General features: G+C 74.0%; 14 protein-coding genes. 10 read left to right on the top strand and 4 right to left on the bottom strand.

Annotated elements, in window-relative coordinates; genetic code table 11:
* The first annotated feature begins 65 nt into the window (after positions 1–65).
* The 9 genes from ACGFXC_RS19635 to ACGFXC_RS19675 all read left to right on the top strand — a co-directional run bounded on the left by ACGFXC_RS19635 (position 66) and on the right by ACGFXC_RS19675 (position 7588).
* Positions 66–587 carry an NUDIX hydrolase gene (locus tag ACGFXC_RS19635; RefSeq protein WP_393714375.1) on the top strand — a complete coding sequence of 174 codons (522 nt, stop codon included), beginning with the start codon at positions 66–68 and terminating at the stop codon, positions 585–587.
* A 178-nt stretch (positions 588–765) separates the two neighbouring features.
* A complete protein-coding gene (locus tag ACGFXC_RS19640; protein WP_393714377.1) occupies positions 766–1164 on the top strand; it encodes a YidH family protein in 399 nt (132 codons plus the stop codon).
* The gene (locus ACGFXC_RS19645) at positions 1161–1484 is read left to right on the top strand and encodes a DUF202 domain-containing protein (protein WP_393714379.1); all 324 of its coding nucleotides are present in this window, start codon (positions 1161–1163) and stop codon (positions 1482–1484) included. Before ACGFXC_RS19640 ends, ACGFXC_RS19645 begins: the two co-directional genes overlap by 4 nt.
* Positions 1485–1556: 72 nt before the next feature.
* Positions 1557–1853: a hypothetical protein gene (locus ACGFXC_RS19650; RefSeq protein WP_393714381.1), complete on the top strand. Its 297-nt coding sequence runs from the start codon at positions 1557–1559 to the stop codon at positions 1851–1853.
* Between the two features lie 113 nt (positions 1854–1966).
* Positions 1967–2878, top strand: a complete 912-nt coding sequence (locus ACGFXC_RS19655) for an MBL fold metallo-hydrolase (RefSeq protein ID WP_393714383.1) — start codon at positions 1967–1969, stop codon at positions 2876–2878.
* A gap of 156 nt (positions 2879–3034) precedes the next feature.
* A complete protein-coding gene (locus ACGFXC_RS19660) occupies positions 3035–4075 on the top strand; it encodes a phosphotransferase family protein (RefSeq protein WP_393714385.1) in 1041 nt (346 codons plus the stop codon).
* A 9-nt stretch (positions 4076–4084) separates the two neighbouring features.
* Positions 4085–5308, top strand: a complete 1224-nt coding sequence (locus tag ACGFXC_RS19665) for an acyl-CoA dehydrogenase family protein (RefSeq protein WP_393714387.1) — start codon at positions 4085–4087, stop codon at positions 5306–5308.
* 189 nt (positions 5309–5497) lie between these two features.
* Complete coding sequence (locus ACGFXC_RS19670; protein WP_393714389.1) at positions 5498–6697, top strand: S8 family serine peptidase; 1200 nt, start codon at positions 5498–5500, stop codon at positions 6695–6697.
* 228 nt (positions 6698–6925) lie between these two features.
* A complete protein-coding gene (locus ACGFXC_RS19675) occupies positions 6926–7588 on the top strand; it encodes an acetate uptake transporter (RefSeq protein WP_393714391.1) in 663 nt (220 codons plus the stop codon).
* Positions 7589–7601: 13 nt separating this feature from the next.
* On the opposite strand, the gene ACGFXC_RS19680 is transcribed toward ACGFXC_RS19675, so the two are convergent.
* The gene (locus ACGFXC_RS19680; RefSeq protein ID WP_393714393.1) at positions 7602–7985 is read right to left on the bottom strand and encodes a MerR family transcriptional regulator; all 384 of its coding nucleotides are present in this window, start codon (positions 7983–7985) and stop codon (positions 7602–7604) included.
* Positions 7986–8046: 61 nt separating this feature from the next.
* Between ACGFXC_RS19680 and ACGFXC_RS19685 the strand changes: the two genes are divergently transcribed.
* Positions 8047–9243 (top strand): alkene reductase, encoded by a 1197-nt coding sequence (locus ACGFXC_RS19685; protein WP_393714395.1) that lies wholly within the window; start codon positions 8047–8049, stop codon positions 9241–9243.
* Here ACGFXC_RS19685 and ACGFXC_RS19690 read toward each other — a convergent pair.
* The 3 genes from ACGFXC_RS19690 to ACGFXC_RS19700 all read right to left on the bottom strand — a co-directional run bounded on the left by ACGFXC_RS19690 (position 9182) and on the right by ACGFXC_RS19700 (position 12313).
* Positions 9182–9793, bottom strand: a complete 612-nt coding sequence (locus ACGFXC_RS19690; RefSeq protein WP_393714397.1) for a TetR/AcrR family transcriptional regulator — start codon at positions 9791–9793, stop codon at positions 9182–9184. The two genes, ACGFXC_RS19685 and ACGFXC_RS19690, sit on opposite strands and share 62 nt — an antisense overlap.
* A 61-nt stretch (positions 9794–9854) precedes the next feature.
* A complete protein-coding gene (locus ACGFXC_RS19695) occupies positions 9855–11555 on the bottom strand; it encodes a class I adenylate-forming enzyme family protein (RefSeq protein WP_393714399.1) in 1701 nt (566 codons plus the stop codon).
* A complete protein-coding gene (locus tag ACGFXC_RS19700) occupies positions 11540–12313 on the bottom strand; it encodes an SDR family oxidoreductase (protein ID WP_393714401.1) in 774 nt (257 codons plus the stop codon). The genes ACGFXC_RS19695 and ACGFXC_RS19700 overlap by 16 nt, the downstream gene beginning before the upstream one ends.
* Positions 12314–12320: the final 7 nt, after the last annotated feature.

Below are 12320 nucleotides of genomic sequence, written 5' to 3' on the forward strand. Positions count from 1 at the left end.
GGTGGTGGGGCAGATCCTTTGCTACGGAGCGGTAACCAGTCAACAGCGGTGGTTGGATGGATTCCGTGAGTGCCGCTGATGAAGTGCTGGACGTCGTGGACCGGGACGACCGGGTCACCGGACGGGCCCCGCGGGGCGAGGTGTACGCCCGGGGGCTGATCCACCGGTGCGTGTTCGTGCTGGCCGCGGACGCGCGGGGGCGGGTCTTCGTGCACCGCCGGACCGCGTCGAAGCTGGTGTTCCCCGCGTACTACGACATGTTCGTGGGCGGGGTGGTGGGCGCGGGCGAGGACTACGCGGGGGCCGCGCTGCGGGAGGCCGAGGAGGAGCTGGGGGTGAGCGGGCTGGAGCCGCCGGAGCCGCTGTTCAAGTTCCTGTACGAGGGTCCGGGCGGCGCCTGGTGGTCGTACGTGCACCGGGTGCGGTGCGACCTGCCGGTGGCTCCGCAGGCCTCGGAGGTGGACTGGCACACCTGGCTGACGCCGCGGGAGCTGGAGCGGCGGGTCGCGGACGGGGAGTGGCCGTGGGTGCCGGACGGCCTGGAGGCGTACCGGCGGCTGACGGCCTTCCGGCCGGGCGGCGGCTGACGGCGCCGGGGCGGGCGGCGGCCCGGGGGGGCTGAGGGGCCGGGGGGCCGAGGCACCGGGCGGGGGGCGAGGCGCCGGGCGGGGGGCGAGGCGCCGGGCGGGGGGCGAGGCGCCGGGCGGGGGGCGAGGCGCCGGGCCGCTGCCGGGTCCGCGGGAGCGCTGCCCGTAGATTGGCCGGATGATCGACTTCGCCAAAGACGTGCGCCTCTGGTTCGCGCCGAAGCGGCTGCGGGACGAGGGCGACACCCCGGACTACCGCTTCTCCCTGGCCAACGAGCGGACCTTCCTCGCCTGGATCCGGACCGCGCTCGCGCTGGTCGGGGGCGGGTTCGCGGTCGACCAGTTCCTGCCCGACCTGCGGTGGGGCGTACGGGTCGGGATGGCCCTCGCCCTGCTGGCGGTCGGCGCGGCCTGCGCGCTGCGGGCCGTCAACCACTGGGTTCGCTGCGAGCGGGCGATGCGGCGCGGCGAGGACCTGCCGCTGTCGCGGTTCCCGGTGGTGCTGAGCCTGGGCGTCGGCCTGGTCGCGGCGGCCATGGTGGTCGTCGTGCTGTTCGGCTGGACGTCCGGCCGGTGAGCGGCCCCGGTACGGGGGCGGTCCGCGACGCGGGGCTGCAGCCGGAACGGACCCGGCTGGCGTGGCGGCGTACGACGCTGGCCTGCTCGGTGGCGGTCGTCCTGGCGCTGCGGCAGGCGCTGCGCGGCTCGGGATCCCCGGTGCAGGTGGGCGGGACCGCCGTGATCGCGCTGATCTGGCTGGCGTTCCTGGGGGTGGCGCACCTGCGGATGCGCCAGCTCGCGGCGGCCCGGCCGCCCGGTCTCGCACCACGCGCGGCGGTCGGCGCGGTGCTGTGCACGGTGGCGCTGGCGCTGTTCGCGATGACGCTGATCTGGTGACCTTCGCGGGGCGCGCGACACGAAGGGGGACACAACGGGTGTTGCGGGGCGATGCCCACTAGCCTCGGCGCCATGACGACCCTGCACCACGAGCACCCCACGCACGCGCACGTCCACGGCCCCTCCTGCGGCCACCGGGCGGTCCCGCACGGCGACCACGTCGACTACGCGCACGACGGCCACCTGCACCGGGAGCACTCCGGGCACTGGGACGAGTGCGAGAGCACCGGCCACACCGCCCACGCGGACCACGGGCACGCGCACGGCCCGGACTGCGGGCACGAGTCCGTTCCGCACGGGGACCACGTCGACTACGTCCACGACGGGCACCGGCACGCCGAGCACGACGGCCACTACGACGACCACTGACGGCCGCTGACGGCCACTGACGCGCCCCGGCCGCCCCACACCCCCGCTCTCCCCGGACACCGGCCCTGCTGACAGGATTTCGGTCACCGTCACAGCGACCCGGGGAGAGCACCATGACCGTCGACGCACCGTACGTCGTCCAGCCCGCGAGCGGGGTGTACGCCTACGTCCAGCCGGACGGGGGCTGGTGCCTCAACAACGCGGGGTTCGTCAGCGACGGCGGACAGACCCTGCTCGTCGACACCGCCGCCACCGAACGCCGGGCGCTGGCCCTGCGCGAGGCGGTCCGGGCAGCGGGGGCGCCGTTCCCGCGGACCGTCGTGAACACCCACCACCACGGCGACCACACCTACGGCAACGGGGTGTTCGCCCCCGAGGCCCTGATCATCGGGCACGACAACGCGCGCGCCGAGCAGCTCGCCGCCGGGCACCAGCTCGAACTGATCTGGCCCGCCACCGACTTCGGCGCGATAGCGATCACCGCCCCCGACCTGACCTTCAGCGAGCGGCTGACCCTGCACGTGGGCGGGACCGAGGTGCGGGTGATCCACCCGGGCGTGGCGCACACCACCGGGGACGCGGTCGTGTGGCTGCCCGGGCAGCGCGTCGTCTTCACCGGGGACCTGGTCTTCGCCGGCGGGACGCCCTTCCTCGCGATGGGCTCGCTGTCCGGTTCGCTGCGGGCGCTGGAGCTGCTGGCCACCCTGGACGCGGAGACCGTCGTACCGGGTCACGGCCCGCTGACCGACCCGTCGGCGTACGAGGCCACCGGGCGGTACCTGCGGTTCGTGGCCGAACTGGCCCGGGAGGGCCGGGACAAGGGGCTGACCCCGCTGGAGACGGCGCAGGGCGCGGACCTCGGGGAGTTCGCCGCGTGGCGGGAGAGCGAGCGGCTGGTGGCGAACGTGCACCGGGCGTACGCGGAGCTGGCCGGGGAACCGGAGGGGGCCCCGCTGGACATCATGGCCGTGCTGCGGGACATGACGGTGATGAACGGGGGCACGCCCATCCTGTGTCACGCCTGACGCGGGACCGCCCGTGACCGGGGCGAGGGCCCCGGGCGGGGCGGGCCGCGGGAGTTCCCCGGCCCGCCCCCTGGACGGCATACCGACTGGTCGGCATGATGTCCCGGGACGATCCGTTCCACCCCTCACCGTCGACTCCGTACGGAGGTGCGCACCATGACCGCAGCCCCGGCAGGCTCCCCGAGCCCGCGCGGCCTGGACCTGGAGCGGCTGCGCGGCCATCTCGACGCCGCGCGCCCCGGGCTGGTGACCGGCCCGCTGAGCGGCCGGCTGATCGAAGGGGGCCGCTCGAACCTGACGTACGCGGTCACCGACGGGGCCGCCCGCTGGGTGGTGCGCCGCCCGCCGCTGGGCCACGTCCTGGCCACCGCGCACGACATGCGGCGCGAGCACCGGGTGATCGCCGCGCTGCACGGGACGGCCGTGCCGGTGCCCGGGCCGCTGCTGCTGTGCGAGGACGAGGGGGTGCTGGGGGCCCCGTTCTACGTCATGGAGTTCGTGGACGGGGTCCCGTACCGCAGCGCCGCCCAGCTGGCGGGGATCGGTCCCGGGCGGACCCGGCGGGCGGTGCTCGCCCTGGTGGACACCCTGGTGGACCTGCACGCCGTGGACCCGGCGGCGGTCGGGCTGGGCGACTTCGGCCGCCCCGAGGGCTTCCTCGACCGGCAGCTGCGCCGCTGGGGCAAGCAGCTCGCGGCCTCCCGGGGCCGGGAGCTGGCCGGGATCGACGAGCTGCACGCCGCGCTCGGCCGGGCGCTGCCCGCCTCCCCCGCGCCGACGGTGGTGCACGGGGACTTCCGGCTGGACAACGTACTGATCGGCGGGCCGGACGACTCGATCCGGGCGGTGCTGGACTGGGAGATGTCCACGCTGGGCGATCCGCTCACCGATCTCGGGCTGCTCGTGATGTACAGCTCCGACCTGGGGCTGGCCGACTCCCCGGTCAGTACGACGAGCCGGGCGCCGGGGCATCCGGAGCCGGCCGAGCTGATCGAGCGCTACGCCGCCCGTTCCGGCCGGGACACCGGTGCCATCGCCTGGTACACGGCCTTCGCGTGGTTCAAGCTCGCGGTGATCCTCGAAGGCATCCACTACCGCTTCACGCTCGGGCAGACGGTCGGCGCGGGCTTCGACCGGATCGGTGAGCTGGTCCCGGTCTTCATCGAGCACGGTCTGACCACCCTCCAGGAAGGCTGAGCAGCACCCATGGACTTCGCATTCGACTCCCGTACCGAGGAACTCCGCGCGCGGCTGCTCGCGTTCATGGAGGAGTACGTCTACCCGGCGGAAGCCCTCGCCGCCGAGCAGCGCGCGCGGCTGGCCTCGCCCTGGGACACCCCGGCCGTCTTCGGTGAACTGAAGGCCGAGGCGCGCCGTCAGGGCCTGTGGAACCTCTTCCTGCCCGACGCGGAGTACGGGGCCGGGCTGACCAACCTCCAGTACGCCCCGCTCGCCGAGATCACGGGCCGCAGCCCGCACCTGGCACCGATGGCGACCAACTGCGCGGCCCCGGACACCGGGAACATGGAGCTGCTGGCCCAGTTCGGTGACGAGGGGCAGAAGAAGCAGTGGCTGGAGCCACTGCTGGCCGGCGAGATCCGTTCGGCCTTCGCGATGACCGAGCCCGAGGTCGCCTCCTCGGACGCGACGAACATCGAGACGCGGATCGAGCGCGTCGGTGACGAGTACGTGGTGACCGGCCGCAAGTGGTACATCTCCGGGGCGATGAACCCGGACTGCAAGGTCTTCATCGTGATGGGGAAGACGGACCCGCGGGGCGCCGATCCGCGCCGCCAGCAGTCGATGGTCCTGGTCCCCCGCGACGCTCCGGGCGTCGAGGTCCGCCGGGCCATGACGGTGTACGGGTACGCCGACCACGACCACGGCGGGCACGCCGAGGTCGTCTTCGACGGGGCGCGGGTCCCGGCGGCGAACCTGATCGGCGCCGAGGGCAGCGGCTTCGCCATCGCCCAGGCGCGGCTCGGACCGGGCCGGATCCACCACTGCATGCGGCTGATCGGCATGGCGGAGCGGGCCGTGGAGCTGATGTGCCGGCGCGCGGTGGGACGTACGGCCTTCGGCAAGGAGCTGGCCGCGCAGGGGGTGGTGCAGGGCTGGATCGCCGACGCCAGGGTCACCATCGAGCAGCTGCGGCTGCTGGTGCTGAAGACCGCCTGGCTGATGGACACGGCCGGGAACCGGGGCGCGCACACCGAGATCCAGGCCATCAAGATCGCGACTCCGCGCGCGGTCGTGGAGATCCTGGACCGGGCGGTGCAGCTGCACGGCGCCGGCGGGGTGAGCCAGGACTTCCCGCTGGCCGAACTGTGGGCGGCCGCGCGGACGCTGCGGCTGGCGGACGGTCCGGACGAGGTGCACCAGCGCTCGCTGGCGCGCCGGGAGCTGCGGCCGTACACCGGGCGGGGCTGAACGTGGGGCATTCGTGCGGGAGTTCGGTGGAACGTGTGTGCACGGTGAAGGCGATGCGGGGGGCTTTTTAAGAAACGTTGTTGAATAACGCCGGAAGGCAGGGGTGATCTTGATTTGCTCCTGTCAATCGGAACAGGGTTCTCCAGAAGGTCCGACGCCCCACACGTCACCACGAGGAGATCCCTCCACATGGCAACTCACAAGCGCTCGCGCGGTTTCCGGTACGCGGCAGTCGTCACGGGAGCCGCCACCGCGGCCGCCGTGACCCTGCTCGCCACCCCCTTCGCGGGAGCGGCGGCACCGGCCGAAGGCACCGTCTACGGACTGGGCGCACCCGGCGCGATCGACGGCAGTTACGTCGTCATCCTCGACGGATCGGCCGACAAGCAGAAGCTCGCCGACAAGTACGGAGGCGAACTGCAACGCACCTACGGCTCTCGGGTCAACGGCTTCTCGGCCTCGGGGCTGAGCGAGACCGAGGCCAAGCGGCTCGCCGCCGACCCGGCCGTCGGCAAGGTCGTGCAGAACAAGAAGTTCTCCACCAAGGCCACCCAGCCCAACCCCCCGTCATGGGGGCTCGACCGCATCGACCAGACCGCGAAGGAGGGGGACAAGAAGTACGTCTACCCGGACGGGGCGGGTGAAGGGGTGACGGCGTACGTCATCGACACCGGCATACGCGTGACCCACGAGGACTTCGGCGGCCGCGCCACGAGCGGCTTCGACGCCGTGGACAACGACGACAGCGCCGACGACGGCAACGGCCACGGCACGCACGTCGCCGGGACCATCGCGGGCACCGCCCACGGGGTCGCCAAGAAGGCGAAGCTGGTCGCCGTGCGGGTGCTGGACGACAACGGCTCGGGCACCACCGAGCAGGTCGTCGCCGGCATCGACTGGGTGACCGAGCACCACTCCGGGCCCTCGGTGGCCAACATGAGCCTCGGCGGGGGCGCGGACGAGGCGCTCGACGAGGCCGTGCGCCGGGCCGTGGCCTCGGGCATCACGTTCGCCGTCGCGGCGGGCAACGAGTCGGCCGATGCCGGGCAGGGCTCCCCGGCCCGGGTTCCCGAGGCCATCACGGTGGCGTCGAGCACCATCGACGACGCCCAGTCCTCGTTCTCCAACTTCGGTTCCGTGGTGGACCTGTACGCGCCGGGCTCCGACATCACCTCGGACTGGAACGACAGCGACAGCGGTACGAAGACCATCTCCGGCACCTCCATGGCCACCCCGCACGTCGCGGGAGCCGCGGCCGTCTACCTCGGCGGGCACCCGTCCTCGACCCCGGCGCAGACCGCCACGGCCCTGACCGCGGCGGCGACGGCGGGAGCGGTGACCAACCCGTCGGCGGGCACCGCGAACAAGCTGCTGAAGGTGGCCCCGTAGCGGGACACCCGACGGAGCGGTCCGGCCCGTCCTCCCGCCCGCCCCCGCCAGGGGTGCGGCGGAAGGACGGGCCGGACCGGCGTCCGGACGCCGTCGCGTCCGGGCGGGACTCCGGGCGGCGGAGGCGGAGGGGACCTTCGCCCCCCGGAGTCCCGGCCGGAGGGGGCGGAGGGGGACCTTCCGGTGGGCTATATTCGGTACATCCCCCCACCGAAGGTGCATATCGTCATGCCCAGCCCCACCCTGACCCCGGCCGTCCCCGCCACGGCCCCGCAGGCCCAGCAGGCCCCGCAGGCCCTGGCGCCCACCCCGGCCACGGCACCGGCACCGGCACCGCGCCTGGCCAACCCCGGACCGCTCGGTCTCGCCGCCTTCGCGCTGACCACCTTCGTGCTCAGCCTCTTCAACTCGGGCCTGATCGCGAACGCCGCCCTCAGCGCCGTGGTGCTGCCCCTGGCCCTCTTCTACGGCGGCGTCGCCCAGTTCGTCGCGGGCGTGCTGGAGTTCCGCCGCGGCAACACCTTCGGCACCACCGCGTTCGTCTCGTACGGCGCGTTCTGGATGTCCTTCGCCGGCTACGTGAAGTTCGTCGTCCCGACCCTGCCGGCCGGGCAGGCGCACGTGGCCACCGGCTGGTTCCTGATCGCCTGGTTCGTCTTCACCGCGTACATGGCCGTCGCTGCCCTGAAGCTGGACCTGGCGCACCGGGCCCTGTTCACCGTCCTGGCCCTGACCTTCCTCTTCCTCGCCCTCGGCGACCTCACCCAGGTCACCGGGCTCGGCCGCACCGGCGGCTGCCTCGGCCTGCTGTGCGCGGGCATCGCCTGGTACGTCTCCTTCGCCGGGGTGGCCGAGGAGACCTGGGGCCGCAAGGTCCTCCCGCTGGGCTGAGGCCCGTACGGGGTCAGGCCGGGCGCGGTGCGGACGCGAGGAGGCCGGACGCCGCGCCGATGACCTCGTCCAGCACCTCGCGGGAGCGGACCAGCTCACCGATCATCCGGTCGATCCGCTCCCGCTCCTCGCTCAGTTCGGCCACCAGCGCCGGAGTGGCGCGGACTGACGGGCCGCCGTCCTCGTCCCGCATGCAGGGCAGGATCCGCGCGATCCTGGCGCTGTGCAGGCCGGCCGCGTAGAGCTCCTGGATCCGGATGACCCGGTCGACGGCCCGCTCGGGGAAGTCCCGGTGGCCGCCGGGCGTCCGGTCGGAGGCCAGCAGCCCCTGCTCCTCGTAGTAGCGCAGGGAGCGCGCGCCCACCCCGGTGCGTCGTGCCAGCTCGCCGATCCGCATGCCCCGCTCCCCCGCCGCCGCCCTTGAACCTCACACCGGTGTCAGGTTTTACGGTACCGGCATGACGCAGCCGACGCAGGCCCCCGCCCCTTCTTCCCGCCTCTTCGAACCCGCCCGTCTCGGCGGTCTCGCCCTCCCCAGCCGTCTGGTGATGGCGCCGCTGACGCGCAACCGCGCCGGGGCCGACGGGGTGCCCGGCGAGCTGATGGTCACCCACTACGCGCAGCGCGCCTCGGCCGGGCTGATCATCGCCGAGGGCACCACGCCGAACGCCGTCGGCCAGAGCTACCCGCACATCCCCGGCATCCACACCCCGCAGCAGGTCGCGGGCTGGCGCCGGGTCACCGGGGCGGTGGGCGCCGCCGGAGGGCGGATGTTCCTCCAGCTCCAGCACGCCGGGCGGGTCGGCCACCCCGACACCAGCGGCCACGTACCGCTCGCCCCGTCGGCCGTCCGCTTCCCGGAGCGGCTGCACACGCCGGGCGGGCCGCGCGACGGGGTCACGCCCCGCGCGATGACGGCGGCGGACATCGACGCCACGATCGCCGACTTCGCGAGCGCCGCCCGCAACGCCGTCGCCGCCGGATTCGCCGGGGTGGAGGTGCACTCCGCCAACGGCCATCTGCTGCACCAGTTCCTCTCGCGCAACACCAACCTGCGCACCGACGCCTGGGGCGGCTCCGTCGAGCGGCGGATCCGCTTCACCGTCGAGGTGGTCCGGGCCGTCGTGGCGGCCGTCGGCCGCGACCGGGTCGGCGTCCGGATCTCCCCCGGAGCGGACGTCAACGGCATCGAGGAGGGCGGCACCGCGGAGCTCTACCCCGCCCTGGCCGAAGCGCTCGCCGAGCCGGCGCCGGTCTACCTGCACCAGGTGCACGCCGACCCCGACGACGCCCTCTACGCGCGGATCCGCACGCTCTGGCCGGGCACGCTGATCGCCAACCCCGCCCTCTCCCGCGAGGAGGTGGCGGCCGACGGCGGCAAGGCCGGGGGCGAACGCCTGCTGGCATCGGGCGCCGACCTGATCGCCCTGGGGCGGGGCTTCGTCGCCAACCCCGACTTCGTGGAACGCCTGCGCGCGGGAGCGCCCCTCAACGCGCTCCGTCCGGAGTTCCTGATGCACGTCGGGGGCGCCGAGGGCTACAACGACTACCCGTCGCTCCCGCGCCCCGGGCGGCCGCGGACGGCACGGGCCGCTACGGGCGCAGCGAGCGCAGCAGCAGGTCGGCGAGGTGGTCGGCCACCTGGTGCGGGGTGAGCGGACCGTCCGTGCGGTACCAGGTCGACAGGTGGTGCACGGAGCCGAAGTAGAAGTCGACCACCAGGTCAGCGGGGGTGGCCCGGGCGAACACCCCGTTCTTCTGCCCCTCTTCGACCAGGGCCCGGAACCGCTCGTGGTAGCGCCGCCGCTCCGCCCGCACCTGCGCGTACTTCTCCGGGCTCAGCTGGTGCATCGACCGGAAGAAGATCATCGCGTCGTCGAGGTTCTCGATCGTGGTGACCACCACGTCGGCGGCGGCGTCCCGCAGCCGCTCCTCGACGGGGGCGTCGGATCCGGCCACCGCGTCGAGCCGCTGCTGCTGGAGCCGCAGCATCCGCGCGTACACCTCGTGCAGCAGGTCGTCCTTGGAACCGAAGTAGTGGTACAGCGCGCCCTTGGTCACGCCGGCCGCCTCGACGATCTCCTGGACGGAGGTGCGGTCGTAGCCGCGCTCGGCGAACAGCCTGGTGGCGACCGCCAGCAGCCGCTGCGGCACCGGGGTCTCCCGGTCCACGCCCTCGGGTCCCTCGGTGGTGCTGGCGCCCATGGTGCCCGCCTTCCTCTCCTGATGCATCACATTCCCGCGCTGTACGACCGTCCGACGATTTTCAGCCTCGGTCGCGCAGTTCCCGTCGCAGGATCTTGCCACTGGTGGTCCGGGGAAGGACAGGCAGGATCTCCACCTCGCGCGGGTACTTGTACGCGGCCAGCCGCTCGGCGCAGTACGCGGACAGCTCGGCCGGTCCGACGGCGGCGCCGGGGCGCAGGCTGACGTACGCCTTCACGCTCTCGCCCCGGTAGGCGTCGGGCACGCCGACGACGGCCGCGTCGCGGACCGCCGGGTGCGCGTGCAGGACGTCCTCCACCTCGCGCGGCCAGACCTTGAATCCGGAGGCGTTGATCATGTCCTTCTTCCGGTCGACGACGTAGAGCCAGCCGTCCGCGTCCATGAAGCCGACGTCGCCGGTGCGCAGTTCGCCGCCGGGGAGGGCCTCGGCGCTCTCCTCGGGGCGGCCCCAGTAGCCGGGGACGACCTGGGGGCCGCGGACGGCGATCTCGCCGTGCTCGCCGAAGGGCAGCTCGGCGCCCCGCTCGTCGAGGATCCGTACGAGGGTCTGCGCGCCGGGGACACCGACCGACAGGGTGCCGGAGGCGGGGTCGACGGGGGCTTCGAGGTGCGCGGGGACCGAGGCGCAGGCGGCGGTGGTCTCGGTGAGGCCGTAGCCGTTGCGCAGGTGGCAGCCGAAGTCGTCCCGCAGGCGCGCCACCAGGGCGGGCGGCAGCGGGGCGCCGCCGGAGGAGACCACCCGGAAGGAGGCGAAGTGCGCGGGGGTGGCGGCGGGGTGGGCGGTGAGGGCCGTGAAGGCGGTGGCCGGTCCGATGGTGTAGGCGGGGCGGTGTTCGAGGAAGGCGTCCAGGACGGTGCCCGCGTCGAAGCGGTGCGCGAGGACGAGGGTGCCCGCGTTGGTGAAGGAGGCGGCGAGCTCGCAGACCATGCCGGTGATGTGGAAGAGCGGGGCGAGGGCGAAGTAGCCGGCGCCCGGCGGCACGGGGTGGCCGGTGACCTGGCGGGTGGCGTTGTAGGTGAGGGCGCCGTGCGGGTTCATGGCGCCCTTGGGGGTGCCGGAGGTGCCGGAGGTGTAGCTGATGAGGGCGAGGTCGTCGGCGGTGAGGAGCGGATCGGGCGGCGCGGGGTGGCCCCGACGGGCCACGAAGGCAAGATCGGCCGGCCGCAGCCCACCCCGCGCGGCGGCGGGTGAGGGCGGTGCGGGTGCGCGCGGGGGCAGGACGCGGGGGTCGTCGCGGGTCTGGAAGTCGCGGGGGTCGGCCGTGAGCACGGTGTGCACCCCGGTGTCCGGGACGCACGCGCTCAGGTACCCCGTCCAGGCCGTGTCCTCACAGACGAGCACGGCCGCACCGCTGTCGCGCAGGGCGTGGCCGGTCTCGGCGGACTTGTACATCGGGTTCAGCGGGACGACCACGGCCCCGGCCTTCCAGGCGGCCAGCACGGCGAGCACGAAGTGCGGGGTGTTCTGGAGCATGACGGCGACCCGGTCGCCCCGCCGCACCCCGCGCGCGGCGAGGTGTCCGGCGAGCGAGTCGGAGAGCGCGTCGGCCTCGGCGTAGCCGGTCCGGCCGTCGAAATAGGCGAGGGCCGGGTGCCGCGGAGCCCGGGCGACGGCGGCCCGGAAGGCGTGCAGCACCGTGGGCGGCGGGCTGACCGGGGCGAGCTGAGCCGGACTCAGCAGGCCGAGCCACGGCCGCGCGGCATAGCGGGACCGCGCCGGGTCGGTCACGGGGACTCCCATTTCTGCTGGAGGCGGTTCATGTTGCCCAGCCACCGGTCGGGGTCGCCTGCGCGGGCGGCGTAGTAGTCCGCCACCTCGGGGTGCGGGAGGATCAAGAACCGGCCCTTCTCCATGCCGTCGAACAGTGCTTCCGCCACCGCGTCCGGCTCGATCGCGGTCGGCGCCAGCACGAGCTCGCCCGCCGAGCCCGCGGCGGTCAGCATGTCGGTGCGCACGCCCTGCGGGCAGATGGCGTGGACCTGGACGCCCCGGTGGCGGTAGGTCAGCGAGAGCCATTCCGCGAAGGCGAGGGCACCGTGCTTGCTGACACTGTACGGCGCGGCTCCGATCATGGTCAGCAGTCCGGCGGCGGAGACGGTGGACACGAACCGGCCCCCGCCCCGCTCCAGCCAGTCGGGCAGCAGGGCCCGGGCGGCGCGCACGTGGGCCATCACGTTGGTGTCCCAGGCCGCCGCCCAGACGTCCTCGTCCGCGAACGCGTCCCCGCCGGAGGCGAGTCCGGCGTTGGCGCAGTAGACGTCGACGCCGCCGCCGAGGGCCTCGCGGGCCCGCGCGACGACCGCCCCGGCGTCGCCGGGGACCGCGACGGCCCGGGCGCCGATCTCGCCCGCGACGGCGGCCGCCTTGGCCGCGTCGAGGTCGTTGACGACGACGGTGGCCCCTTCGGCGGCGAAGCGGCGGGCCAGGGCGGCGCCGATCCCGCCGCCCGCGCCGGTGACGACGACTCGCTGGTCCTGGTACGCGCTCACGGGGATCACCTTTCGC

The organism is Streptomyces sp. NPDC048507, from assembly GCF_043199995.1.
In the GTDB taxonomy this organism is placed as follows: Bacteria; Actinomycetota; Actinomycetes; order Streptomycetales; family Streptomycetaceae; genus Streptomyces.